Below are 25,979 nucleotides of genomic sequence, written 5' to 3' on the forward strand. Positions count from 1 at the left end.
CCTTCGTCACCTCGCGGGCGCGGTTTCGCCATGGGTGGCTTCGCTGTTGTGCGCGACGCTCGACGAATGTCACCTTCAACCCGGCACTCCCGGAGCCGCGTAGCGGGCTGGAGGCGCGCAGTCGGATACCCTAGGCAACCGATGACTTCTCGTTTTGACCTCATTGTCGTCGGCTCCGGGTTCTTCGGCCTGACGATCGCCGAGCGTGTAGCCACCCAACTCGACAAGCGCGTGCTGGTCGTCGAGAAGCGCCCACACATCGGCGGCAACGCTTTCTCATATGCGGAAGCCCGCACCGGGATAGAGGTGCACAAGTACGGCGCGCATCTTTTCCACACATCCAACAAGCGGGTGTGGGACTACGTCCGGCAGTTCACCGAGTTCACCGGTTACCAGCACCGCGTGTTTGCGTTACACGACGGGCAGGCCTACCAGTTCCCGATGGGCCTCGGCTTGGTCTGCCAGTTCTTCGGCCGCTACTTCACTCCTGACCAGGCGCGCGAGCTGATCGCGCAGCAAGCCGCCGAAATCGACACCGCTGACGCGCAGAACCTCGAGGAAAAGGCAATCTCGTTGATCGGACGCCCGCTCTACGAGGCGTTCGTCAAGGGCTATACCGCCAAGCAGTGGCAAACCGATCCCAAGGAGCTGCCCGCGGCCAACATCACCCGCTTGCCGGTGCGTTATACCTTCGACAATCGCTATTTCAACGACACTTACGAGGGGCTGCCGGTCGACGGCTACACCGCGTGGCTGCAGAACATGGCCGCCGATGACCGCATCGAGGTACGGCTGGACACCGACTGGTTCGACGTCCGAGACGAGCTGCGCGCTGACAATCCGGATGCTCCAGTCGTCTACACCGGCCCACTGGACCGCTACTTCGGCTACGCCGAAGGGCACTTAGGTTGGCGCACATTGGATTTCGAGGTCGAAGTGCTGCCCACCGGAGATTTTCAGGGCACGCCGGTGATGAACTACAACGATCCGGACGTGCCGTACACCCGTATTCACGAGTTTCGCCACTTCCACCCCGAGCGGGACTACCCGACCGACAAGACGGTGATCATGCGGGAGTACTCGCGGTTCGCAGACGACGAGGACGAGCCCTACTATCCGATCAACACCGAGGCCGACCGCGCCCTGCTGACCGCATACCGCGCCAGGGCCAAAGCCGAGACCGCGTCGTCGAGAGTGCTCTTCGGGGGACGGCTGGGCACCTACCAATATCTCGACATGCACATGGCCATTGCCAGCGCACTGAACATGTACGACAACGTTGTTGCGCCGCACCTGCGCGATGGCCTGCCGTTAGAGGAAAGCATCCGCGGATGAGTGAGAAAGCCGTGAGCCTACTGGCCCGTGTCATCTTGCCGCGCCCGGGCGAACCGCTCGACGTGCGCAAGCTTTACCTGGAGGAGTCGACGACCAACGCGCGACGGGCGCACGCCGCGACGCGTACCTCGCTGCAGATCGGCACCGAGTCTCAGGTGTCGTTCGCCAGCTATTTCAACGCTTTTCCGGCCAGCTACTGGCGGCGCTGGACGACGCTGACGACCGTGGTGCTGCGCGCCGAGCTGACCGGCGCCGGGCGGGTCGACGTGTATCGGACCAAGGCCACCGGAGCACGGATTTTTGTCGAGGGGCGCGGATTTGCCAGCGACGCCGACCAGCCGGCGGTGATCGAATTCGAGATCGGCCTGCAGCCGTTCGAGGACGGTGGCTGGGTCTGGTTCGACATCACCACCGACAGCGACGTCACCTTGCACAGCGCCGGCTGGTATGCACCGGCGCCGGCGCCGGGCGTGGCTAATATCGCGGTCGGCATCCCGACCTTCAACCGACCCGCCGACTGCGTCAGCGCACTGCGTGAGCTCACGTCAGATCCGTTGGTGGACAATGTGATCGGTGCCGTGATCGTGCCCGACCAAGGTACTACGAAGGCCCGTAACCACCCCGATTTCCCCGAGGCTGCCGCGGCACTGGGCAACCGGCTTTCGATCCATGACCAGCCCAATTTGGGCGGTTCCGGCGGATACAGCCGGGTGATGTACGAGGCGCTGAAAAACACCGACTGCCAGCAGATCCTGTTCATGGACGATGACATCCGCATCGAGCCGGACACCATCTTGCGGGTGCTGGCACTGCACCGCTTCGCCAAGTCGCCGATGTTGGTGGGCGGCCAGATGCTCAACCTGCAGGAGCCGTCCCACCTGCACATCATGGGTGAGGTCGTCGATCGGTCGAAGTTCATGTGGACCGCGGCGCCGCACGCAGAATATGACCACGACTTCGCTGAATATGCCCTGAGCGACAAGAACATTCGCAGTAGCCTGCTGCACCGGCGCATCGACGCCGACTTCAACGGCTGGTGGACGTGCATGATCCCGCGGCAGGTCGCCGAAGAACTGGGTCAACCACTGCCACTGTTCATCAAGTGGGACGACGCCGACTACGGCCTGCGGGCCGCCGAACACGGCTACCCCACCGCCACGCTGCCCGGCGCCGCGATCTGGCACATGGCGTGGAGCGACAAGGACGACGCCATCGACTGGCAGGCCTACTTCCATCTGCGTAACCGGTTGGTGGTGGCAGCCATGCACTGGGACGGCGACATCATCGGCCTGCTGCGCAGCCACCTGAAAGCCACGCTGAAACACCTTGCCTGCCTGGAATATTCGACGGTCGCGATTCAAAACAGGGCGATCGACGACTTCCTGGCCGGCCCGGAGCACATCTTCTCGATCCTGGAATCCGCGCTACCGGAGGTGCACCGGCTGCGTAAGACCTATCCAGATGCGGTGGTGTTGCCGGCGGCCAGCGAACTGCCGGCGCCGTCACGCAAGAACACCCAGATGAAGCCGCCGGTGAACCCGCTGGCCATCAGCTACCGGCTGGCCCGCGGGACGCTGCACAATCTCACCAAGGCCGACCCGCGACACCACCAACGTCCGCAGTTGAATGTGCCGACCCAGGACGCCCGGTGGTTCAAGCTGTGCACGCTCGACGGCGCCACCGTCACAACGGCCGACGGCCGCGGCGTGGTCTACCGCCAGCGCGACCGGGCCAAGATGTTCAGCTTGTTGTGGCAATCGCTGCGCCGTCAGCGCCGGCTGGCCAGTCGGTTCGACGAGATGCGCCGCGTCTACCGCGAAGCCTTGCCGGTGCTGTCCAGCAAGCAGAAGTGGGAGACGGTGCTGTTCGCCGCCAGCGGGCCGTCCCCCAGGGCCCGAAAAGACGCGGCAGACAGCGTGCCTCGCGATGGCTGACGTCGTGGCCGAAACTGCCGCGCCGCGTGGCGAACTTGCTGTGCTGGTGGCTGTCCAAGCGGCGCTGGCCGATCGGCCGGGAATGGTGGCCGCCGCGCGGGGTCTGTCGCATTTCGGTGAGCACAGTATCGGCTGGCTGGCTGTCTCAGCGCTCGGCGCGGTCCTGCAGCCGCTGCGGCGCCGGGCGTGGCTGCGGGTCGGGGCCGGAGCCTTCGCCGCGCATGCGGCGGCTGTGCTGATCAAGCGGCTGGCGCGGCGCACCCGCCCGGATCATCCGGCGGTCGCAGTCAACGTCGGTACACCGAGTCGGCTGAGCTTTCCGTCCGCGCACGCCACGTCGACCACCGCGGCGGCAATCCTGTTGGCCCGGGTCACCGGGTCACCGCTGCCGGCCCTGGTGGTGCCACCGATGGCGTTGTCCCGGATGCTGCTGGGGGTGCACTATCCCAGCGACGTCGCCGTCGGCGTCGGCGTCGGCGTCGCCGTCGCAGCGGTCACGATGCGGGTTGACGGCCGGCTCAAAGGTGAGGTGCCGAATGAGTGAGGACGTGGTGCCGGTGACCGGACCTCCGGCCAACCTGATCGTCGGAGTCGTCAAGGCGATCCGCCCGCGGCAATGGGTGAAGAACGTGCTGGTGCTGGCCGCGCCGCTGGCCGCGCTAGGCCGCGGTGTGCGCTACGACTACACCCACGTACTGGTCGACGTGGGTGTCGCGTTCGTGGTGTTCTGCCTGGCCGCCTCGGCGGGATACCTGGTCAACGACGCCCGCGACGTCGAGGCCGACCGCGAGCACCCCACGAAGCGGTTTCGGCCGATCGCCGCTGGGGTGGTGCCCGAGTGGTTGGCCTATGCGTTAGCCGTGGTGCTCGGGGTGGCCTCGCTGGCGATCTCCTGGTGGCAGGCCCCGAACCTGGCGCTCGTGATCGCCGTCTACCTCGGCATTCAGCTGGCGTATTGCTTCGGTCTCAAACACCAAGCGGTGATCGACATTTGCATCGTCTCGTCGTTGTATTTGATCCGGGCGATCGCCGGTGGCGCGGCCGCCAATATCTACCTGTCGCAATGGTTCTTGTTGATGATGGCGTTCGGGTCGCTGTTCATGGTGGCCGGAAAGCGTTATGCCGAACTGCAATTGGCCGAGCGGACCGGCGCCAAGATCCGAAAGTCGCTGGAGAGCTACACCAGCACCTATCTGCGCTTCGTGTGGACGATGTCGGCGACCGCACTTTTGGTGTGTTATGGGCTGTGGGCGTTCGAGCGCGACGGCTATGAGGGCTCCTGGTTCATGGTGTCGATGGTTCCGTTCACCATCGCGATCCTGCGCTACGCGGTCGACGTCGACGGGGGGCTGGCCGGCGAACCCGAAGACATCGTGCTGCGGGACCGGATATTGCAGCTGATGGGCGTGATCTGGATCGGAACCGTTGGTGCTGCTGTTGCGTTCGGCTAACGCCGCGCCGGTCTCGTCTCGCCGGCCGGCGTCGGCGCCGGCGGGTCGGCCGGTGTTTCCTTACGACACGACGGTTCGGGTCAGCTTGTGGGTGAGCGTCGCGGTGGTCACCGTGCTGTTCGGCTGGGGGGCCTGGCAGCGGCGGTGGATCGCCGACGACGGGCTGATCGTGTTGCGGACGGTGCGCAACCTGCTAGCCGGCAACGGGCCGGTGTTCAACGCGGGCGAACGGGTGGAGGCCAACACCTCGGTGGTGTGGACCTATCTGGTCTATGCGGGAAGCTGGCTGGCCGGGCCGATGCGGATGGAATACGTGGCGCTGACGCTGGCGCTGGTGCTGAGCCTGCTGGGCATGGCGCTGCTGATGTTGGGAACGGGCCGGCTGTACGCGCCCAGCCTGCTGGGGCGACGAGCGGTGATGCTGCCGGCCGGCGCGCTGGTTTACATCGCGATACCGCCGGCGCGCGATTTTGCCACATCCGGGCTGGAAAGCGGCCTGGTGCTGGCCTACCTCGGGCTGCTTTGGTGGCTGATGGTCTGCTGGTCGCAGGCGCTGCGATCGCATCCGCCGGGCCGAATCTTCATTGGCGTAATGGCGTTCGTCGCGGGTTTAAGTGTCCTGGTGCGTCCCGAACTGGCGCTGATCGGTGGTCTGGCGTTGATCATGATGCTGGTCGCTGCACAGGGCTGGCGGTGGCGGTTGCTGATCGTGGTGTCTGGCGGGCTGCTTCCGGTGGCGTATCAGATCTTCCGGATGGGCTATTACGCGCTGCTGTTCCCCAGCACGGCGCTGGCCAAGGACGCAGCCGGTGACAAATGGCCGCACGGCCTGATTTATCTGTCCAACTTCAACCAGCCCTACGCGTTGTGGGTCCCCGCCCTGCTGTTGTTGGCACTGGGTCTGTTGCTGTTGACCACCCGTGGTCGGCCCTGGTGGATTCGACACGCACCGCCAGCCGGCTACGGACCGTTGGCGCGCACCGTGCAAAGCCCGGCCGCCGCCGTGGCCTTCATTGTGTTCAGTGGGTTGCTGCAGGCCCTGTACTGGATCCGGCAGGGCGGCGACTTCATGCACGGGCGGGTCCTGCTGGTGCCGATTGTTTGTCTGCTGGCACCGGTGGCCGTGGTGCCGGTGATGTTTCCCGACGGCACGAAGTTCTCCCGGGAGACCGGTTATTGGCTGGCCGGGGCGATCAGCGCGCTGTGGCTGGCGGTCGCGGGCTGGTCGCTGTGGGCGGCGAACTCGCCGGGAATGGGCGACGGCGCCACCCGCGTCACCTACTCCGGCATCGTCGACGAGCGCCGGTTCTACGCGCAGGCGACCGGGCATGCGCATCCACTGACCGCCGCCGACTACCTGGACTATCCACGGATGCGCGCGGTGCTGGTGGCGCTCAACAACACCCCGGAAGGGGCGCTACTGCTGCCCTCCGGCGACTACGACCGCTGGGATCTGGTGCCGCCGATCCCGCCGTCGGCAACCGGCGCACCCCAAAAGGGGCCGCACGCCGTCTTTTTCACCAACCTCGGCATGTTGAGCATGAACGTCGGCTTGGACATCAGGGTGCTCGACCAGATCGGATTGGCCAATCCGTTGGCCGCCCATACCGCGCGGTTGCAGTACGGCCGCATCGGTCACGACAAGAACCTGTTCCCGGACTGGGTGATCGCCGACGGCCCGTGGGTCAAGTGGTATCCGGGCGTTCCGGGATACCTTGACGCGCAGTGGGTCACCCAAGCCGAGGCAGCACTGCGCTGCCCCGCCACGCAGGCGGTGCTGAACTCGGTGCGCAGCCCGATGGGCCCGCGTCGGTTCCTGTCGAACTTCTTGCACGCCTACGAGTTCACCAAATATCGAATCGACCGTGTCCCGCGCTACGAGCTGCTCAGGTGTGGACTCGAAGTACCGGAGTCCGGCGTGGCCCCCTACACGGGGTTGCCGGCGGCAGGCCCGTGAGCCCCGCGGCGGCGCTCCCCGACGGTCGTTCCGCAGAAAATTTTGGCCACTCGCTTGCCGCGGCAGCACCGGAACCGCGTTGCCTCCGACAGCAACGCCGGATGAGACTGCTCACCGGCGGTAAATCCGTCGTGGGCACATTCATCACGGGGCCGGAACCGGCCCGCTATCCGCGCCAAACGGCGCGCCACCGCGGGCTTTCACGCTGCTCTCGATGAGAGAGTTCGCACCACGATGTGGTTGACTACACGAGCACTGTTGCACCTAGCGCATATCTAGCGCATGCAGTTCGACCCGAATATGGGCCAACCAAGGATGAGGAAAGCACGGATGAAGCTTGTTGACAGACTTCGCGGCGCGGTCAAGGGGATGCCGCGCCGCCTCGTTGTCGGCGCCGCCGGGGCAGCGCTGCTGCCGGGGCTGATCGGCGTCGTCGGCAGCTCCGCGACCGCGGGGGCGTTCTCCCGGCCGGGTCTGCCGGTCGATTACCTGCAGGTGCCGTCGGCGGCGATGGGTCGCGAGATCAAGGTTCAGTTCCAGAGCGGCGGAGCCAACGCGCCGGCGGTGTACCTGCTCGACGGCATGCGCGCCCGGGACGACTTCAACGGCTGGGACATCGAGACCCCGGCCTTCGAGTGGTACTACCAGTCCGGTCTGTCGGCGGTCATGCCAGTCGGCGGGCAGTCCAGCTTCTACAGCGACTGGTACAAGCCTGCCTGCGGTAAGGCCGGCTGCACGACCTACAAGTGGGAAACCTTCCTGACCAGCGAGCTGCCGCAATACCTGCAGGCCAACCAGCAGGTCAAGCCCACCGGCGGTGCCGTGGTCGGCCTGTCGATGGCAGGCGCGTCGGCATTGACTCTCGCGGCCTACCACCCGGACCAGTTCATCTACGCCGGCTCGATGTCGGCCCTGCTGGACCCGTCTCAGGGGATGGGGCCGTCGTTGATCAACCTGGCGATGGGTGACGCCGGCGGTTACAAGGCCGCCGACATGTGGGGCCCCAAGGAGGACCCGGCATGGCAGCGCAACGACCCGTTGCTGAACGTCGGAAAGATCGTCGCCAACAACACCCGGGTGTGGATCTACTGCGGCAACGGCAAGCCGTCGGAGCTGGGTGGCGACAACCTGCCGGCCAAGTTCCTCGAGGGTTTTGTGCGGACCAGCAACATCAAGTATCAGGACGCCTACAACGCCGCGGGGGGCCACAACGCCACGTTCAACTTCCCGGAGAACGGCACGCACAGCTGGGAGTACTGGGGCCAGCAGCTGAACGCGATGAAGCCCGACCTGCAGCGTGTGCTGGGCGCAACGCCTGGCGGCGGTGGCGGCACCACCGAGAGCGCGCCTCAGGGCACTGCGTCCAGCGCGGCCAGCCAGGGCACCCCGGCCAGCCAGGGCGGCAGCGGCGGGACGCCGGTTGCCGCGCAGGGCAGCCACGGCTAGGCGCCAATCATCACCGCTGACGGCGGCGACCTTCGGGTCGCCGCCGTTAGTCGTTTCCGGCCCTCCTGTCGCACCCGGTGTGGTTCACTACCTTGCGGGACGGGGCTGCCGCGGGGTTGGTGGAGCGACACGAGTGAGGTGGACATGAGGGGCCTGTCGATGCTGCTGCGGATGCTGTTCGCTGCCGTGCTTACCCTCGCATTGGGCGGTGTCACCGCGACGCATATCGGCTCGGCGCATGCGGCGGGTGTCGAAAATCTCATGGTGCCGTCGGGCGCGATGGGCCGCGACATCCCGGTGAGCTTCATGGCCGGCGGCCCGCACGCCGTGTACCTGCTGGACGCCTTCGACGCCGCCCCGGATGTCAGCAACTGGATGAACGCGGGAAACGCGGCGAACGCCCTGTCGGGCAAGGGAATCTCGGTGGTCGCGCCGGCGGGCGGCGCCTACAGCATGTACACCAACTGGGAACAGGACGGCAGCAAGCAGTGGGACACCTTCTTGTCCAGCGAGCTGCCGGACTGGCTGGCCGCCAACAAGGGCCTGGCGCCCGGGGGCCATGCGGTCGTCGGCGCCTCACAGGGCGGATACGGCGCAATGGCGCTGGCCTGCTTCCACCCCGACCGGTTCGGGTACGCCGGGTCATTGTCGGGCTTTTTGCGCCCGTCGGGTACGGACGAGACCGGCGCGATCACTGCCGGCATGGCGCAGTTCGGCGGCGTGGACTCCTACGGTATGTGGGGCGCGCCACAGCTGGGCCGGTGGAAATGGCATGACCCTTACGCGCACGCCTCGATGCTGGCCCAGAACAACAGCCGGATCTGGGTGTACAACCCGAGCGGCGGGGCCAGCAACCCGGCCGCGATGATCGGCCAGGAGGCCGTGGCCACGGGCAGCGGCCGGTTCTTCTATCAGCAGTACCGCAACGATGGCGGCCACAACGGGCACTTCGATTTCCCGGGCGGGGACAACGGCTGGGGTTCATGGAGCGCGCAGCTCGCGGCGATGTCCGGCGACATCGTCGGCGCGATTCGCTAGGCGGCGCAGGCTCGACGGCGCCGCATCACCGGCGGGCAGGATCGAGCCAGGAACCCGGTACCGTAAAGCAGGGTGCGACGGCCGCTGCATGGCACGTCGACCGGGCAACCGACCGACTCTGCTAGCAGGAGACATGGCTGTTAAGAAGGCTGCTAACGCACGGCGTAAGCGCCACCGTATCCTGGCATTGGTCGCGGCCGCCGCGACGGCCCTTGTTGTGGCCCTGGTCCTGGTGTTCGTGGTGCTCTATCTCCGCAACCCGGAGACCCCACCCAGCGCGGTGCCACCCAGCATCGCGCCGCCGACCAGCGGGCCCGCACATCCGAAGAAGCCGCGACCGGCCTTCCAAGACGCCAGTTGCCCCGACGTGCAGTTGCTTTCGATCCCCGGCACCTGGGAGTCGTCGTTACAGCTCAACCCGCTCAACCCGGTCGACTTTCCGAAGGCCTTGCTGCTCAACGTGACTCGCCCGATCACCGAGGAGTTCGACACTAACCGCGTCGAGGTGTACACCGTTCCCTACACCGCGCAGTTCCACAATCCGCTGTCGGGCGACAACCAGATCTCCTACAACGACAGCCGCAAGGAAGGCACCGCAGCGACGCTCAAGGCAATGACCGACATGAATGACAAGTGCCCGCTGACCAGCTATGTGCTGGTCGGCTTCTCCCAGGGGGCGGTGATCGCCGGTGACATCGCCAGCGACGTCGGCAACGGGCGCGGCCCTGTTGACGAAGACCTGGTGCTGGGTGTGACGTTGATCGCTGACGGGCGCCGCCAGCAGGGCGTGGGCCAAGATGTCGGCCCCAACCCGCCGGGCCAGGGCGCCGAGATCACCCTGCACGAGGTGCCGGTGCTGTCGACCATGGGCTTGACGATGACCGGTGAGCGGCCCGGCGGTTTCGGTGACCTCAATGGCCGAACCAATGAGATCTGCGGCCAGGGCGACCTGATCTGCGCGGCGCCGCAAGAAGCTTTCAGCATCGTCAACCTGCCGGGCACGCTGGACACCTTGGCCGGCGGCGCCGGTCAGCCCGTCCATGCGCTGTATGCCACGACTCAGTTCTGGAACTTGGATGGGCAGTCGGCCACGGAGTGGACGTTGAACTGGACCCGCAATCTCATCGAAAACGCGCCGCATCCCAAACACGGGTAACAGTTGTGTCAAGCGGTACCTTCGGATTTGGTTCGCAGCGCACCGCCCCTTAACATTAAGAGGAAATTAAGAAGAGCTGAGGTTGGTCTGCTGGGTCGACGCCGTGCTGATCGCACAGCGCGTTTCTGTACCATCTGGGAAGTTTGGCGTACGCGACAAACGCGCAGGCGAATTGGGCGGCATCCCGCCAGCCGCCCCGGAGTCGGATGTGGCCGTCCGCGGACATCATCCAGCCGTAATCCGATCTAGATGTGTCGTGACAGGAGAGTCGCATGGCCAACAGGTCTCACGTCGGGTACCACAACCCGTTCATCGTGGACGGAAAGATCAGGTTTCCCGATAACACCGACCTGGTGCGTCACGTCGAGAAGTGGGCATCAGTACGCGGCGACCGGCTGGCCTACCGGTTTCTGGATTACTCCACCGAGCGCGACGGTGTCGCGCGGGACATTTCTTGGGCGGAGTTCGGTGCCCGCAACCGGGCGGTCGGCGCCCGCCTGCAGCAAGTCACCCAACCGGGTGACCGCGTCGCGATTCTGTGCGCGCAAAATTTGGACTACCTCGTCGCATTCTTCGGCACCCTCTACGCGGGACGGATCGCGGTGCCGCTGTTCGACCCGGCCGAGCCGGGCCACGTCGGCCGTCTGCACGCCGTGCTCGACGACTGCACCCCATCGGCGATCTTGACCACCAGCGACTCCGCCGAGGGTGTCCGCAAGTTCTTCCGCAGCCGCCCGGCCAAGGAGCGGCCCCGGATCATCGCCGTCGATGCGGTGCCCAACGACGTCGCCGCCACCTGGGAGGGCGTGCCGGCCGATGCCGACACCATCGCATATCTGCAGTACACCTCCGGCTCCACCCGAACCCCGGCGGGTGTGCAGATCACGCATCTCAACCTGCCCACCAACGTGGTCCAAGTGATCAATGCGTTAGAGGGCAAAGATGGCGACCGCGGCGTCAGCTGGCTACCGTTTTTCCACGACATGGGCCTGATCACCGCCTTGTTGTCAACGGTGGTCGGCTACAGCTTCACCTTCATGACGCCCGCCGCCTTCGTGCGCCGGCCCAACCGCTGGATCCGCGAGCTGGCCCGCAAGGACGACGACACCGGCCAGACAATCTCCGCCGCGCCGAACTTCGCGTTCGAACATGCCGCACTGCGCGGACTGCCAAAAGACGACGACCCGCCGCTGGACCTGAGCAACGTCAGGTCGATCCTCAACGGCAGCGAGCCGGTATCGCCGGCTTCGATGCGCAAATTTCAGGAGGCGTTCGCGCCGTACGGCCTTCCTGACACGGCGATCAAGCCGTCCTACGGTCTGGCCGAGGCCACGCTGTTCGTCTCGACCACCCCAATGGATGAGGCACCCACGATCATCCACGTCGACCGGGACGCTCTGAACAACCACCGGTTCGTCGAGGTGGCCGCCGACGCGCCCAACGCTGTCGCGCAGGTCTCCGCCGGCAAGGTCGGTGTCGACGAACAGGCAGCGATCGTCGACGTCGAGACCGCCTCCGAACTGCCCGACGGCCAGATCGGCGAGATCTGGCTGCATGGCAAGAACATGGGTACCGGTTACTGGGCCCGCGAAGAAGAGACCCGGGAGACCTTTAAAAACATCCTCAAGTCGCGCACCAGCCCGTCGCACGCCGAGGGCGCACCCGACGACGGGCTATGGGTCAGCACAGGCGACTACGGCACCTACCACGAGGGCCACCTCTATATCACCGGCCGAGTGAAAGACCTGGTCATCATTGACGGCCGTAACCATTACCCGCAGGACTTGGAGTACTCGGCGCAGGAGGCCAGTCGGGCCTTACGCACCGGTTACGTGGCCGCGTTCTCGGTGCCGGCCAACCAGCTGCCCGCCCAGGTATTCGACGACCCGCACGCCGGGCTGAAGCACGACCCGGAAGATTCCTCCGAGCAGCTGGTGATCGTTGCTGAGCGCGCACCCGGCGCGCACAAGCTCGATTACCAACCGATCGCCGACGACATCCGGGCGGCCATTGCCGTCCGGCACGGCGTGACCGTGCGTGACGTGCTGCTGGTGTCGGCTGGATCGGTTCCGCGTACGTCCAGCGGCAAGATCGGCCGCCGCGCTTGCCGGACCGCCTACATCGACGGCAGTTTGCGCAGCGGCACCGCTTCCCCGAACGCCTTCCCCGACCAGGCGGACTGATTCTCGACGACCATGACTGATACAGACACCTCCGCGGCCCCGGCCGCTGCCCGCACCGACATGACCGTCGCCGAGGTGCGGCAATGGCTGCGCGACTGGGTCGGCAAAGCAACCGGGCATTCGCCCGACACGATCGACGAGGCCACCCCGATGGTGGAGCTGGGGCTGTCGTCGCGGGACGCGGTAGCGATGGCCGCCGACATCGAGGACCGCACCGGGGTCACGGTGTCCATTGCGGCCGCCTTCGAGCATCCGACCATCGAATCGCTGGCCACCTGGATCGTCGAAGGCGACCCGATGGACGAGGCCGGCGCCGACGCCGATCAGGACTGGACGCGCAGCGGACCGGTGGAACGGGTCGACATCGCGGTGGTGGGCCTGGCCACCCGGTTGCCGGGCGACATGAACACTCCCGAGGAGACCTGGCAGGCGCTGCTGGAAGGCCGCGACGCGATCACCGACCTGCCCGAGGGGCGCTGGTCGGAATTTCTGGAGGAGCCGCGGATCGCCGAGCGCGTCGGCAAGGCTCGCACCCGCGGCGGCTACCTCAACGACATCAAGGGTTTCGACTCGGAGTTCTTCGCGTTGTCGAAGACCGAAGCCGACAACATCGACCCGCAGCAGCGGATGGCGCTCGAGCTGACCTGGGAGGCCTTCGAGCACGCCCGCATCCCCGCCTCGAGCCTGCGCGGCGAATCCGTCGGGGTGTACGTCGGCACGTCGATCAACGACTACAGCTTCCTGGCGATGTCGGATCCGACCGTCGCGCACCCGTACGCGATCACCGGTACGGCGAGTTCCATTGTGGCCAACCGGGTGTCGTACTTCTACGACTTCCACGGTCCGTCGGTGGCGGTCGACACCGCCTGCTCGAGTTCACTGGTCGCCGCACACCAGGCGGTGCAGGCGCTGCGCAGCGGTGAGTGCGACGTGGCCGTCGCCGGAGGCGTCAACGCGCTGATCACCCCGGCGGTGACACTCGGTTTCGACGAGATCGGGCAGGTGCTGGCGCCGGACGGCCGGATCAAGTCGTTTTCGTCGGATGCCGACGGTTACACCCGCTCCGAGGGCGGCGCGATGCTGGTACTGAAGCGGGTCGACGACGCCCGCCGTGATGGTGACCAGATTCTCGCCGTCATCGCCGGCAGCGCAGTCAATCACGACGGGCGGTCGAACGGTCTGATCGCCCCCAACCCCGACGCGCAGGCCGACGTGCTGCGCCGGGCTTACAAGGACGCCGGCATCAACCCGCGCAGTGTCGACTACATCGAAGCGCATGGCACCGGCACCGTGCTCGGTGACCCGATCGAGGCTCAGGCGCTGGGCCGGGTGGTGGGCCGTGGCCGCCCGGCCGACAAGCCGGCCCTGCTCGGCGCAGTGAAAACCAATGTCGGACATATGGAGTCGGCGGCCGGTGCCGCCAGCCTGGTCAAGATGGTGCTGTCGTTGCAGCACGACAAGCTGCCGCCGTCGATCAACTACGCCGGCCCCAACCCCTACATCGACTTCGACGCAACGCATCTGCGCGTTTTGGATTCGGCGGCCGACTGGCCCCGCTACAGCGGCTACGCGGTCGCCGGGGTGTCCAGCTTCGGCTTCGGCGGCGCCAACGCACACGTGGTGCTGCGCGAGGTGCTCCCCCGCGACGTCGTCGAGCGTGAACCGGAACCGGAACCGGAGGCCGAACCCGCGGCCGCCACCGAGGAACAGCCCGCCGAGCATGTGCGGTTCGACGAGTACGGCGAGTTCATCGAAACCGACGGGGCCGGTTCCGAGGAGCTGGACTACGAACTGCCCGGCATCACCGAGGAGGCGTTGCGGCTCAAGGAGATCGCCTTAGAAGAGCTTGCAGCTGAAGAGCTTCCGGCGCCGCTGGTGCCGTTGGCCGTGTCAGCTTTTTTGACCTCTCGCAAGAAGGCGGCTGCCGCCGAACTGGCCGACTGGATGGAAAGTCCGGAGGGACGGGCGTCGTCGCTGGAGTCGATCGGCCGGTCGTTGTCTCGGCGCAACCATGGCCGTTCTCGTGCGGTGGTGCTGGCTCGCGACCACGACGACGCGATCAAGGGACTGCGGGCAATTGCCGAAGGTAAGCAGAAGCCCAACGTGTTCAGCACCGACGGGCCGGTGACCAACGGCCCGGTGTGGGCGATGGCCGGTTTCGGCGCGCAGCACCGCAAGATGGGCAAGAACCTGTATCTGCGCGACGAGGTCTTCGCGGAGTGGATCGAGAAGGTCGACGCGCTGATTCAAGACGAGCGCGGCTACTCGGTGCTGGAGCTGATCCTCGACGACTCGCAGGATTACGGCATCGAAACCAGCAACGTGGTGATCTTCGCGATCCAGATCGCGTTGGGCGAGCTTTTGAAGCATCACGGCGCCAAACCTGCTGCGGTGGTGGGCCAGTCGCTGGGTGAGCCCGCATCGGCCTACTTCGCCGGGGGGCTGTCGCTGGCCGACGCCACCCGGGTGATTTGCTCGCGCTCGCATCTGATGGGCGAGGGCGAGGCGATGCTATTCGGTGAATACATCCGATTCATGGCGTTGGTCGAGTACTCCGCCGACGAATTGAAGACGGTGTTCGCCGACTTCCCCGGCCTGGAGGTGTGCGTCTACGCGGCGCCCAGTCAGACCGTGATCGGCGGCCCGCCCGAGCAGATCGACGCGATTGTCGCCCGCTGCGAGGCCGAGGGCCGCTTCGCCCGCAAGCTGCAGACCAAGGGCGCCGGCCATACCTCCCAGATGGATCCGCTGCTCGGCGAGTTCTCCGCGGAGCTGCAAGGCATCACGCCGATGAGCCCCGGCGTCGGAATCTTCTCGACAGTGCACGAGGGCAGCTACATCCGACCCGGTGGCGAGCCGATCCACGACGTCGCCTACTGGCTCAAGGGCATGCGGCATTCGGTGTACTTCACCCACGGCGTGCGCAACGCCGTCGACAGTGGGTACACCACGTTCTTGGAGCTTGCGCCAAATCCGGTCGCGTTGATGCAAATTGGGTTGACCACCGCTGCTGCGGGATTACCTGATGCGCAACTGATTCCGACACTGGCCCGCAAACAGGACGACGTCGACTCGATGACCGCGACCATGGCGCAGCTGTTCGTCTACGGCCACGACCTCGACATCCGAACACTTTTCACTCGGGCCATCGGCCCCGAGGACTACGCCAGCATCCCGCCGACCCGGTTCCGGCGCAAGGAGCACTGGCTGGACGCGCACTTCTCCGGCGACGCTTCGGTGATGATGCCCGGCAACCATGTTGCGATGCCGGACGGTCGCCACGTCTGGGAATACGCGCCGCGCGGCGAGACCGACCTGGCTGCGTTGGTGAAAGCCGCTGCCGCACAGGTGCTTCCCGAAGCACAGTTGGCTGCTTCCGAACAGCGGGCGGTGCCTGGGGACAACGCCCGGCTGGTGACGACACTGGCCCGGCACCCCGGCGGTGCGTCGGTTCAGGTGCATGCCCGCATCGACGAGTCCTTCACCCTGGTCTACGACGCGCTGGTATCGCGGGCCGGTCAAGCGGCGGTGTTGCCGACGGCAGTGGGCGCCGGAACCGGAGTCGCAGCAACACCCACGCCGGAAGAGACTGCGCCGGTCGAACCTGAACCCGACGCCGTGCAGGACAGCCTCACTGCCCGCCAAGTCGGGGCTTTGCAGCGCTGGTCACCGGAATCCGGTGAGACCGTGGGCGAGCGGCTGGCCGCCATCGTGTCGATGGCGATGGGTTATGAGCCCGAAGACCTGCCGTGGGAGGTGCCACTGGTCGAGCTCGGCTTGGACTCGATGATGGCGGTGCGGATCAAGAACCGTGTCGAGTACGACTTCGATATGCCACCGATCCAGTTGCAGGCAGTCCGCGACGCCAACCTCTACAACGTCGAGGAACTGATCAAGTACGCGGTCGAGCATCGCGACGAGGTGCAGCAGCTGCACGAGCACCAGAAGACGTTGACGGCCGACGAGATCGCCAAGGAGCAGGCCGCGCTGATTTCCGGTGCAACGCCGGCCACGGTGACCGAAGCCGCTGATCCACAAGCGGAGCCGGAGACGCAAGCGCCACCGTCGGCCACCGATACGCCCATCCCGCCTCCGCCCACCGATCCTTCGGGCCCGCTTGCGCAGCCCGACCTGGCGGCCACCGCGCAGGCGCTCAACCAGCAGGCTGTCGCCGAGGCGCTGGGTTCCGATGTGCCGCCGCGCGACGCCGCCGAGCGGGTCACCTTCGCCACCTGGGCGATCGTCACCGGGAAATCGCCGGGCGGCATCTTCAACACGTTGCCCAAGCTCGACGACGACGCCGCCGCCAAGATGGCGCAACGACTGTCCGAACGCGCGGAGGGGTCGATCACCGCCGAGGACGTCAAAGCCGCCGAGACTATCGAGGCGCTGGCGACCACCGTGCGCGAATACCTGGAGGCGGGCCAGATCGACGGCTTCGTACGCACCCTTCGGGCCCGGCCCGAAGGCTCCACCAAGCCGCCGGTATTCGTGTTCCACGCCGCCGGCGGGTCCACGGTGGTGTACGAGCCGCTGCTCAACCGCCTGCCACCGGACACACCGATGTACGGCTTCGAGCGTGTCGAGGGCACCATTGACGAGCGCGCTGCGCAGTACGTACCTAAATTGCGGCAGCTTTGCGGTGACGGACCGTTCATCCTGGCCGGGTGGTCACTGGGCGGAGCGCTGGCCTATGCCTGCGCGATCGGCCTGCGGCAACAGGGCTGTGACGTTCCGTTCGTCGGGCTGATCGATGCGGTGCGCCCGGGCGAGGAGATCCCGCAGACCAAGGAGGAGACCCGCAAGCGCTGGGAGCGCTACGCGCGCTTCGCTGAGCGCACCTTCAATGTGCAGATCCCCGAGATCCCTTACGAGCAGCTGGAAGAGCTCGACGACGAAGGTCAGGTGCGCTTCGTCCTGGAAGCGGTCAAAGCCAGCGGCGTGCAGATTCCCGGCGGGATCATCGAGCACCAGCGCACGTCGTATCTGGATCAGCGGACCATCGACACCGCCCAGATTCAGCCCTACGAGGGACATGTCACGCTGTATATGGCCGACCGCTACCACGACGACGCCATCATGTTCGAGCCTCGGTATGCCACCCGCAAGCCCGACGGCGGCTGGGGTGACTATGTTGCCGATCTGGAGGTCGTGCCGATCGGCGGGGAGCACATTCAAGCCATCGACGAGCCGATCATCGCCAAGGTGGGCGCGCATATGACTCAGGCGCTCAACAAGATTCAAGCCGAGAGCGAGACCAAGTGACCACCAAGACCACCGCGGAGTTGCTGGCCGACCTGCAGGAGAAGCTGGAGCTGGCCAAGGAGCCCGGCGGTGAGAAGGCCGTCGCCAAGCGGGCCAAGAAGGGCATCCCCAGCGCGCGGGCGCGGATCCACGCGCTGGTGGACCCCGGCAGCTTCCTGGAGATCGGCGCGCTGTGCAAGACACCGGGCGACCCGAACGCGCTATACGGCGACGGGGTGGTGACCGGACACGGCCGGATCAACGGCCGTCCGGTGGCAGTGTTCTCCCACGACCAGACCGTGTTCCAGGGCTCGGTGGGGGAGATGTTCGGCCGCAAGGTGGCCAAGCTGATGGAGTGGTGCGCGATGACCGGCTGCCCGATCGTCGGCATCAACGACTCGGCCGGCGCCCGCATCCAGGACGCGGTCACCTCGCTGGCCTGGTATGCCGAGTTGGCCCGGCGACACGAAATGTTGCGCGGCCTGGTTCCGGAGGTCTCCATCATTCTCGGTAAATGTGCCGGCGGAGCGGTGTATTCACCCATCCAGACTGACCTGGTGGTGGCGGTACGCGACCAGGGCTACATGTTCATCACCGGCCCCGACGTGATCAAGGACGTCACCGGCGAGGACGTCAGCCTCGACGAGTTGGGCGGCGCGGATAACCAGGCCCGCTACGGCAACATCCACCAGGTCGTCGAGGACGAGGCCGCGGCCTTCCAGTACGTCCGCGACTACCTGAGCTTCCTGCCCGCCAACACCTTTGACGACCCGCCGATCGTCAACCCCGGCCTGGAGCCGGAGATCACTCCCAGCGATCTCGAGCTCGACTCGATCGTGCCGGACGCGGACAACACCGCCTACGACATGCACGAGATTTTGCTGCGCATCTTCGACGACGGCGACGTCTTCGATGTAGCAGCGCAGCGTGGCCTGGCGATGATCACCGCGTTCGCCCGGGTAGACGGACGGCCGGTCGGGGTGATCGCCAACCAGCCGATGCACATGTCCGGGGCGGTCGACACCGAGGCCTCCGACAAAGCAGCCGGCTTCATCCGGTTCTGCGACTCTTACAACCTGCCTTTGGTTTTCGTCGTCGACACCCCAGGTGCCATGCCGGGGGTACAGGAAGAGAAAAGCGGAATCATCAAGCGCGGCGGCCGATTCTTCAACGCCCTCGTCGAGGCCGACGTCCCGAAGGTCACGTTCATCGTTCGCAAGGCCTACGGCGGCGGCTACGCGGTGATGGGTTGCAAGCAGCTGGCCGCCGACTTGAACTTCGCGTGGCCCACCGCGCGGATCGCGGTGATCGGCGCTGACGGCGCGGCCCAGCTGCTGATGAAACGCTTCCCCGACCCGAATGCGCCCGAGGCGCAGCAGGTCAAGAAAGATTTCATCGAGGGCTACAACCTCAATATGGCCATCCCGTGGACGGCAGCGGAACGCGGCTACATCGACGGTGTGATTCAGCCACACGAAACCCGGCTGCTGCTGCGCAAGTCGCTGCGGATACTGCGCGACAAACAGAAGTACGACCGGGTGCAGCGTAAGCACGGCCTGACCCCGATCTAATTTGGCGCGAGCGAACCGCGCTCTTCTCATTTATTTCACCGGTGTCGCGATGTCGGGGCATGCCGCCTGTAATGCATTCGTGGCCCCGGCTACTTTGTTGACGACTTCGACATATCGCTTGAACCGGGCATCCTCAGGAATGTTGGCTGAGTTTTGTGCGATGTCCGCGAACTCCGCAAATCCGTCCGCCCATGCACTCAAATTACTTTTGGCTTCCGGCGATGACACCAAGCCCTCCGCTTGACGGCTTTTATCGGCGAGAGCGGTCCAGCGTTGAAGATCCTCGCGCCCGTCCACCTGCAAAGCCGCGGCATTGTCGGACTCACCCACCGACCGCCATTCGCGCGCTACATCAGCGACAACTTCACAGTCCGACGCCGCATAGGCCACCGCTTGTTTGTGGCGTGAAATCCATGCCGCAGCGAACACACCCGATACGACAGTGACAACGAGCACGACTAGGACTGCGGCCCGAAGCGTTCGAGTCGGCCTTAGTACCCGTCTCACGGGGCAGTAGCCATCGGACGCTTGGGGTCAAGTACGAACTGGCCACCATCCGGCGTCGGCAAATACATGGTAAGGCGCAGGTTATGTGCCTGCGCCTGGTATATATCTTTGATGTCAATCGGATGCCACTCGTTCATGCCGAAATTCGGTGTAAAAAATCCCGTTCCGCTCACACCGCGACGCATATGCTCGGCCTCGTAATTATAATCGATCCATTTCGCTTGATACCAATTACCGTCACGCTGAACCCAACGGATGTGATCGGGCTTGCCGTTGAACGTTTCACCGGTTAAACGGAATTTGTAGTTCTCCTGCATTCTCCACGATGGATCAACGCCCCATCCATTAGGCGGGCTGCCGACGACATCTTGGTAACCAGTCGGTCCGCCTTCGACAGGAGGCTTGATGTCACGATGCCAAGGCTGAGGCTGTGCGAAAGGGCCCATAGGCGGACCACCGCCGGGGCCGCTGGGGTGAGGCGTTGGGTCGAGCTGCCAGCGGCCACCGCCCGGGGCTGAGTCGGGCGGGGGCGGCGGATCCCACGGATATTGCCATCCCTCGTCGCCCATCAGCGTTTGGATCTTCGGTTCAGATTCGTCGCCCGGCTTACCGGGCTTCCGGTCGAGTTGGGATTCGTCCGTACCTTTGTTCCCGCCCAAGGTTGCGTATTCCTGGCCGAGGGCGTGTATCCGTCCGCCGATGCTGTTGAGTTCGTTGTTGGACCGGCGGACCACATCGGCGACTTCATCAATACCTCGACGTGCGATCTGGGCCTCCAGCTCTTCGCGGTTGACACCCGCAGGCAGCGAAGCAGCCGCATCCCGCACCCATTGTTTGATCGCATCCAGATTCTGGCGGCCCGCCGTGACCACCGCCGCAGAACGATCCACCTCCGCGGCAAGGCGTTGGTCTAGTTCAGCCATCCGGCCGAATCGGCTGGCGTGATCGGCATTAGCGCTCGCATACGCATCCGCAGCATTACCCGTCCAACGCGTCCCTGGTGCTGCAGCCTCCACCGTGGATTGCACCTGCCGCAACTGTGTGCTGCCATCAAGCTGGTCCCCCTGCTCAGGGGTGCCCTGCCCGAAGACTGCCTGGGCATTCGACCACGTCGAATAAAAGCCGCCTAACGAACCCACAGTCGCACCCCGTCTCACCAGCCAAGGGTTTGCCCCAGTCTAAAAGCACATCTCGCGGCCGCCGACACCAACATCTGACGGCGACCGCTAGCCGAGATAGTCGGCAAGTGCGTTACCGATCGCCGCGGCGCCCATGGCGTTGGGGTGCAGCGGAGCCGCGGGGTTGACGGGCACGAATCCCTCGACCCAGCGTTCGTTGGGCGGCGCACACATGTCATGGCCCACCGACATCGGCCGGGTGTCGAAGTAGTCGATCCCTTTGTCCGCGGCGAGTTGCTTTTGCTGGTCATCGAGTTCGTTGACTTTCGATTCGAAGTAAGTGGCGTCCCGGGGCAGCACCGGCTGCTGCGGATAGCAGCCGCCGGGCCGGATGTAGGTCGGGTATCCGACCCAGACAATCCGCGCGCCCGGGGCCCTGGCCCGAATGACGTCGATCATCGCGGCCCACTGCGGGACATGGGCGGTGATTGCTGCGGAGATGCTGTCGGTGCCGTCGATGACGAAGCGGTCCACGCATGGCGGCGTGTCGAGCGACGTTGCCCGGCACTGGGCGGCATCGGCAGCCAGGCTGACGTCGTTGCCGCCGATCGTGACCGTGATCAAGGTGGTGGCGGCGTCGACGGCGTCGATCTGCGGGGGCACCGTGCCATCACGCGTCACTTGCGCTCGAGTGATGATGTCGTCCGTGGTGGCGCCGCTGCAGGTGACGTCGCGGAAGACGGCCGGGGTGATTCGTCGGGCCAACACCGATGGATAGTTGTTGGTCGACTTCTGACAACCGGGCGGCGGCGCGGGGTCCGGCACGCCGGGCTCCGCCGCGGCGGAGTCGCCCATCGCTACATAGGTCAGCCGGTTCGGCGGTTCAGCGCTGCTCGGCGAAGGCGAGCTGCATGCGACTGCCACCGCCCCGAGCAGTGCCACCAGACCCCGACGCAACGTCAGCCGCCCGCACCAGCGATCTTGGCGGCCACCTCGACCAAATCGTTGCCGACAATGTCTGGCTGCGGATCAAGCGGAATCAGAGCCTCCCCCGGTCGTCGCACAAAGGCAGCCCGGCAGCCGGCCGCCAGCGCACCGGCGACATCCCAGCCGTGCCCGGCGACTAAACGCACCTCGCTCAAGCCGACACCCACCGATTTCGCCACATGCTGGTAGGCCTCGGCGCGCGGTTTCAAAGCCCGCACATCATCAGCTGAGAGAATCCTGGCGAACCGTCCGGCGATTCCGGCGTTTTCCAACGCGGTGGTCGCTGATTCGAGCGGCGAGTTGGTCAGCGCCACCAACGTGAAATCAGCAAGCCGGTCTAGAGCCGGCCCGACGTCAGGGTAGGCCGGCAACTGCCTCATCCCGGCGATCACGTCGGCTTCGCGCGGCAGGTCGAGCATTTCCAACGCAGCCTGCTGCGCACTGGGGTAGTCGATGTAGTTGCCGGTCAGGCCGCCGACGAACGCATTCTGCAGCATCAGCGAAAACCAGCGCCGGCGCACGTCCTCCCCGCCCAGCAGCGGATCCAACGCCTGGGGATCAAGCAAGGTCCCGTTGACGTCGAACGCGATGACGGCCATCTCGGCGATCCCGGGTCAGTCGGACTCGTCGGACTCTTCCTGGGCCTTCTTTCCCGTCGCCGTGGACTCCTTGAGCTCCTTCTTCGCCTGCCCGGCTTCGTCAGCCAGACCTTTGACGGTTTCGTCCCCTTCTTCAGCGCGCATGCGGTTCGGGTTACCCGCCGGCAGCGGTGGCGAATCGCTACGGCTTGATTCGGATCTGACCGGGCGACCACCAACCGCTGCGGGTTGCGGTACCGAGCTCAAGCTGCGCCGGCTGCGCATTGGCGATCGTGTCGAACTTGCGCAGTGATCCCCAGTCGCGGGCCCAGTCCCGCGACAGGTAGGTGGCCATGACGTGGGCGCGCAGCAGCACGTCGGTGATGCCCAGCAGACCGCCGTTGACACCGTCTTCCCAGGTGTCGGTGTCCTGCTTTTTGGCGGTGTAGTCCGGGGTGATGCGGAACTTTGGTATCTCGGTGACGCCGTTGGCATGCAGCATCGGCTGCTGGCACGGGAAGGCCAGCCCGACCGCCCAGTCCATCAGCACCGGCTGTGACGAGCCGACGTATTCCTGCAGCGAGCGCAGCTCCGGCACCCTTGGCGGGGTCACCGCGATCCAGTCTTCCGGAGTCAGCGAGAGGTCTTCGGCCACAACGCGCACCGCAGTGGCGTCTGCCGGGATGTCGGCGCGGGCGAAGCGCAGGTTGCGCCACGCCTTCGGTTGCTCACCGTACAGATCGTCGGGCACCAGCCGCCCGGCCGGCGCCAGGTCGGCCCGCGCGTACTCCAGCACGACGGTCTGCCCTTCGGTGTGCCCGTGCAGCACGCTGTTGCCGGTGATCTTGCCCGCGGCGGTCACCACCACCAACGGATGCCCGTCGTCGGCCTTGGGCAGCTCATACCACGCCGAGGTGAGCCGGCTCTGCTGCTGCGCGCCGGTGGTATAGCTGCCCGCCAACGGAACCCGCGCCGGGTCGAGGCCGTACGGCAGCGGCACCGTCGACCCGTTGGCGCCCGGCGTCTTGAGCTTAATCGGCGCGTCCCAGTCGTAGTCGGTGCCCGGCTGCGGCGGCGTTGGCATCCGAATCGCTTCTGCGACAGTGTGTTCCGGGACACCACTTGGTGTGAAGCCCACCGGGTTGTTACCGCCCAGCGGTCCCAACGGGCCGTAATCCCCGGGCAGCGGGCCCATGAAGCCGTCGTTGGCGTCGGGCTCGACCAGGACGTCGTCGGCCAGCCCGCACCCGCCGGAGAACGCGCGCAGGTTGGCCCAGCCGTTGGAGTAGGTGGGGTACTGGCGCACCACACCGATCACCATCGACGCGATGAACACCAACACCATGAAGCCGGCCGCGACCGGCACCGGGGCCGCCGTCAGCGCACGGGCCATCCGGCCCTCGCCACGGTCCCGAGGAGCGAAGTGCAGCCAGACCGCATACAGTGCCGCCAGAGCAAACAACGCGAAAAAGACTGTGCTGACTGTGATTCCGTCGACTTTGGGCATCGCGCTGTTGAACGGCACACCGTAGCTCGACACGTACCACCAGCCGTTGGTGGTGGCGAAGCACAACGCCAAGAGGAAAAAGACGGCCGCGACGAATGCCATCCGGTTGCGTGACCACCCCAGCACCTTGGGCGAGACCAGTGCGGTGGCCAGCGCCGCCATCGCCGCCCCGACGGCGGCGAACAAGCCGAAGTGGTGCACCCACTTGGTGGGGGTGAACATCAGGAAGAACATGGTGCCGAAGATGACGCCCATCAGCCGCCACGCCGGCCCGCGGGCCACCCCCGGAACCCGCTTGCGCCGCAACATGATGAACAGCGATGTGAACAGGCACAGTGCCGTGATCAAGAAACCGAAGCGGCGGGACAGCGAGCCGTCGACGGTAGGCAGGAGTAGGTAGTAGTAGCGCAGGTTCTCGGTGTACCAGGCCTGGCTGGGACCGATGTCGCTGCGAATCCTGGTGGCTTCCAACACCGTTGACAACGTTTGGTCGGCGAACACCACGGTCAGCACCACAAAGCCGGCGGCCAGCAGCGGCGCCACCAGCGGCCAGGTGCCCACCAACCGATGCCGACGCACCAGAATCCGCAGAATCGGACGACCGCCGGCCACCAGCGCGGCCACCGCGATCAGACCCGTCGGCTGGATGCCGAGGGTGAACGCCGCGGCAATGATCGCCAGCGCCGCCGGCGTCATCCGCCCGGAGTTCATCGACCGCTCGATCAGCACGTAAGTGATCAGCGAACCGACGGCGATGATGCCCTCGGGCCGCAACCCATTGTTGAACGGCATCCACGCCGCCAACAGCACCAGGCCCGCCGCCCAGACCGCGGCCTTGCTCGACGCCACCGCGGGCCCCAACCGCGGCAACACCTCACGGGACAACAGCAGCCAACACACCAGCCCGGCAGCAAGATCGGGCAACCGAATCCAGATGCTTTGGTCGCTGACATGGGTCATCAGCGCCAGCAGGTTGTAGTACCAGCCGAACGGGTCCTCAGGGCTGCCAAACCAGCGGAAGTAGTTGGACATGTAGCCGGCATGGTCAGCGACGCGGGCCATGCCCAGGATGTAGCCGTCGTCCGACGAGTTGGCCCCCATCACGTGCCAGAGCAAGAACGCGAAGATCACCGTGGCATCGGCCAGGCTGAAACCGTGCCAGCGGCCCGGGATGATGCGGTGCATCCGGCGGCCGTCCATGCGGTCCAGCCGCCACAGCGCAACCAGTGCCACGACGGTGGCGGTGATCGCCAGCACGATTGCGGCCAGCTTCAGCGCGGTGGGTTTGGTGGAGAACCGGGTGTCGATGGTCGCCGAGAGTTGCAGGCCGGGCGGCGCCGGACCGGTGAGATCGGTGAATACACCGACGATCTGTGGGCGCAAGTTGGGGTCGGGGAACCCCGAGGGCTGTCCCGCTGGTCCGGGCATCCCGACGAAGGTGGCGAAGGTGCCCGCGTGCGTCGAAGTGACTTCGATGCGCTGACAGTTGCTCATCTGGGCCCGCGGCACACTGGCGATCACCACGTTGCGGTCGGTGACGTCGACCCGTTGGCTGGTGACGTTCACGAACAGACCCTGCAGCGCAGCGTCCTTGCCACTCTTGGGCGCGGTGCCCAGCACCAGGCCACCCTTGTCCGGCATCTCGTTCACCACGGAGCACGGCACCGTCACCGTCACCGCGACCGGTGTCTGCGAAATCAGCGGCGCGGTCACGTTGTTGAATTGCCCCTGCTGCGGCCAATTCAGTGTCGCGGTGGTCTGCACGACCGGTAGCAGCGGTGTCGCGACCGACAGCAGGAAGCCGATCAGCCCGGCGATCGTCGCCACCCACCGTGCCACCTGCACGTCGCGAGTGCCGGTGTCGGAAGCGGTGTTTTCCTGAGTCATCGTCATGGGCTGGTCGGTTCGCGACCCGTCCCCCGCAAGCGGGAGGTACCCCCAGCGCCCTTTGCCGCGCTTGCGATCGC

The 25,979-nt window shown here is 65.9% G+C and carries 17 protein-coding genes and 1 pseudogene; 12 read left to right on the plus strand and 6 right to left on the minus strand.

The window, feature by feature from the left end:
- Window positions 1-141 precede the first annotated feature (141 nt).
- The 11 genes from glf (at window position 142) to AC5Y49_RS18205 (ending at window position 19,315) form a co-directional block, all read left to right on the plus strand.
- Window positions 142-1,335 carry a UDP-galactopyranose mutase gene (glf, locus tag AC5Y49_RS18155; RefSeq protein WP_499889476.1) on the plus strand — a complete coding sequence of 398 codons (1,194 nt, stop codon included), beginning with the start codon at window positions 142-144 and terminating at the stop codon, window positions 1,333-1,335.
- Entirely contained in the window at window positions 1,332-3,269 is a 1,938-nt protein-coding gene (locus tag AC5Y49_RS18160; RefSeq protein ID WP_499889478.1) for a glycosyltransferase, read from the plus strand. The genes glf and AC5Y49_RS18160 overlap by 4 nt, the downstream gene beginning before the upstream one ends.
- Window positions 3,262-3,813, plus strand: coding sequence for a phosphatase PAP2 family protein (locus AC5Y49_RS18165; protein WP_499889480.1), 552 nt, complete (start codon window positions 3,262-3,264; stop codon window positions 3,811-3,813). The genes AC5Y49_RS18160 and AC5Y49_RS18165 overlap by 8 nt, the downstream gene beginning before the upstream one ends.
- Entirely contained in the window at window positions 3,806-4,720 is a 915-nt protein-coding gene (locus tag AC5Y49_RS18170; protein ID WP_499889482.1) for a decaprenyl-phosphate phosphoribosyltransferase, read from the plus strand. The genes AC5Y49_RS18165 and AC5Y49_RS18170 overlap by 8 nt, the downstream gene beginning before the upstream one ends.
- Window positions 4,707-6,677: a terminal beta-(1->2)-arabinofuranosyltransferase gene (gene aftB / locus AC5Y49_RS18175; RefSeq protein ID WP_499889560.1), complete on the plus strand. Its 1,971-nt coding sequence runs from the start codon at window positions 4,707-4,709 to the stop codon at window positions 6,675-6,677. The genes AC5Y49_RS18170 and aftB overlap by 14 nt, the downstream gene beginning before the upstream one ends.
- A 330-nt stretch (window positions 6,678-7,007) precedes the next feature.
- Window positions 7,008-8,123 (plus strand): diacylglycerol acyltransferase/mycolyltransferase Ag85A, encoded by a 1,116-nt coding sequence (ag85A, locus tag AC5Y49_RS18180; protein ID WP_499889484.1) that lies wholly within the window; start codon window positions 7,008-7,010, stop codon window positions 8,121-8,123.
- A 144-nt stretch (window positions 8,124-8,267) separates the two neighbouring features.
- Window positions 8,268-9,161 (plus strand): esterase family protein, encoded by an 894-nt coding sequence (locus tag AC5Y49_RS18185; protein WP_499889486.1) that lies wholly within the window; start codon window positions 8,268-8,270, stop codon window positions 9,159-9,161.
- Between the two features lie 133 nt (window positions 9,162-9,294).
- Window positions 9,295-10,317 carry a carboxylesterase Culp6 gene (gene culp6 / locus AC5Y49_RS18190; RefSeq protein ID WP_499889488.1) on the plus strand — a complete coding sequence of 341 codons (1,023 nt, stop codon included), beginning with the start codon at window positions 9,295-9,297 and terminating at the stop codon, window positions 10,315-10,317.
- Window positions 10,318-10,589: 272 nt separating this feature from the next.
- Entirely contained in the window at window positions 10,590-12,500 is a 1,911-nt protein-coding gene (fadD32, locus tag AC5Y49_RS18195) for a long-chain-fatty-acid--AMP ligase FadD32 (RefSeq protein WP_499889489.1), read from the plus strand.
- A gap of 12 nt (window positions 12,501-12,512) precedes the next feature.
- The gene (gene pks13, locus AC5Y49_RS18200) at window positions 12,513-17,765 is read left to right on the plus strand and encodes a polyketide synthase Pks13 (RefSeq protein WP_499889491.1); all 5,253 of its coding nucleotides are present in this window, start codon (window positions 12,513-12,515) and stop codon (window positions 17,763-17,765) included.
- Complete coding sequence (locus AC5Y49_RS18205) at window positions 17,762-19,315, plus strand: acyl-CoA carboxylase subunit beta (RefSeq protein WP_499889492.1); 1,554 nt, start codon at window positions 17,762-17,764, stop codon at window positions 19,313-19,315. Before pks13 ends, AC5Y49_RS18205 begins: the two co-directional genes overlap by 4 nt.
- Window positions 19,316-19,345: 30 nt before the next feature.
- Here the strand turns inward: AC5Y49_RS18205 and AC5Y49_RS18210 are convergent, their stop codons facing one another.
- The 6 genes from AC5Y49_RS18210 to AC5Y49_RS18235 all read right to left on the minus strand — a co-directional run bounded on the left by AC5Y49_RS18210 (window position 19,346) and on the right by AC5Y49_RS18235 (window position 25,905).
- The gene (locus AC5Y49_RS18210) at window positions 19,346-19,771 is read right to left on the minus strand and encodes a hypothetical protein (protein WP_499889494.1); all 426 of its coding nucleotides are present in this window, start codon (window positions 19,769-19,771) and stop codon (window positions 19,346-19,348) included.
- Window positions 19,772-19,818: 47 nt separating this feature from the next.
- Window positions 19,819-20,961: an EspA/EspE family type VII secretion system effector gene (locus tag AC5Y49_RS18215; RefSeq protein WP_499889496.1), complete on the minus strand. Its 1,143-nt coding sequence runs from the start codon at window positions 20,959-20,961 to the stop codon at window positions 19,819-19,821.
- 87 nt (window positions 20,962-21,048) lie between these two features.
- The gene (locus AC5Y49_RS18220; protein WP_499889498.1) at window positions 21,049-21,795 is read right to left on the minus strand and encodes an SGNH/GDSL hydrolase family protein; all 747 of its coding nucleotides are present in this window, start codon (window positions 21,793-21,795) and stop codon (window positions 21,049-21,051) included.
- A gap of 104 nt (window positions 21,796-21,899) precedes the next feature.
- Window positions 21,900-22,526, minus strand: coding sequence for a haloacid dehalogenase type II (locus tag AC5Y49_RS18225; protein WP_499889500.1), 627 nt, complete (start codon window positions 22,524-22,526; stop codon window positions 21,900-21,902).
- 15 nt (window positions 22,527-22,541) lie between these two features.
- Window positions 22,542-22,670: a hypothetical protein gene (locus AC5Y49_RS18230; RefSeq protein WP_499889502.1), complete on the minus strand. Its 129-nt coding sequence runs from the start codon at window positions 22,668-22,670 to the stop codon at window positions 22,542-22,544.
- 37 nt (window positions 22,671-22,707) lie between these two features.
- Entirely contained in the window at window positions 22,708-25,905 is a 3,198-nt protein-coding gene (locus AC5Y49_RS18235) for an arabinosyltransferase domain-containing protein (protein ID WP_499889504.1), read from the minus strand.
- Here AC5Y49_RS18235 and AC5Y49_RS18240 point away from each other — a divergent pair.
- Window positions 25,895-25,978: pseudogene (locus tag AC5Y49_RS18240) on the plus strand (hypothetical protein); the annotation flags it as partial. The gene AC5Y49_RS18235 and the pseudogene AC5Y49_RS18240 overlap by 11 nt on opposite strands.
- Window position 25,979: the final 1 nt, after the last annotated feature.

The sequence above is a fragment of the Mycobacterium sp. NGS62 genome (assembly GCF_059812285.1).

What these genes read in the sequence shown, in the direction of transcription:
- glf (WP_499889476.1), top strand. Translation starts at nt 142, where the DNA reads ATGACTTCTCGTTTTGACCTCATTGTCGTCGGCTCCGGGTTCTTCGGC.
- AC5Y49_RS18160 (WP_499889478.1), top strand. Translation starts at nt 1,332, where the DNA reads ATGAGTGAGAAAGCCGTGAGCCTACTGGCCCGTGTCATCTTGCCGCGC.
- AC5Y49_RS18165 (WP_499889480.1), top strand. Translation starts at nt 3,262, where the DNA reads ATGGCTGACGTCGTGGCCGAAACTGCCGCGCCGCGTGGCGAACTTGCT.
- AC5Y49_RS18170 (WP_499889482.1), top strand. Translation starts at nt 3,806, where the DNA reads ATGAGTGAGGACGTGGTGCCGGTGACCGGACCTCCGGCCAACCTGATC.
- ag85A (WP_499889484.1), top strand. Translation starts at nt 7,008, where the DNA reads ATGAAGCTTGTTGACAGACTTCGCGGCGCGGTCAAGGGGATGCCGCGC.
- AC5Y49_RS18185 (WP_499889486.1), top strand. Translation starts at nt 8,268, where the DNA reads ATGAGGGGCCTGTCGATGCTGCTGCGGATGCTGTTCGCTGCCGTGCTT.
- culp6 (WP_499889488.1), top strand. Translation starts at nt 9,295, where the DNA reads ATGGCTGTTAAGAAGGCTGCTAACGCACGGCGTAAGCGCCACCGTATC.
- fadD32 (WP_499889489.1), top strand. Translation starts at nt 10,590, where the DNA reads ATGGCCAACAGGTCTCACGTCGGGTACCACAACCCGTTCATCGTGGAC.
- pks13 (WP_499889491.1), top strand. Translation starts at nt 12,513, where the DNA reads ATGACTGATACAGACACCTCCGCGGCCCCGGCCGCTGCCCGCACCGAC.
- AC5Y49_RS18220 (WP_499889498.1), bottom strand. Translation starts at nt 21,795, where the DNA reads ATGGGCGACTCCGCCGCGGCGGAGCCCGGCGTGCCGGACCCCGCGCCG.
- AC5Y49_RS18225 (WP_499889500.1), bottom strand. Translation starts at nt 22,526, where the DNA reads ATGGCCGTCATCGCGTTCGACGTCAACGGGACCTTGCTTGATCCCCAG.
- AC5Y49_RS18230 (WP_499889502.1), bottom strand. Translation starts at nt 22,670, where the DNA reads ATGCGCGCTGAAGAAGGGGACGAAACCGTCAAAGGTCTGGCTGACGAA.
- AC5Y49_RS18235 (WP_499889504.1), bottom strand. Translation starts at nt 25,905, where the DNA reads ATGACGATGACTCAGGAAAACACCGCTTCCGACACCGGCACTCGCGAC.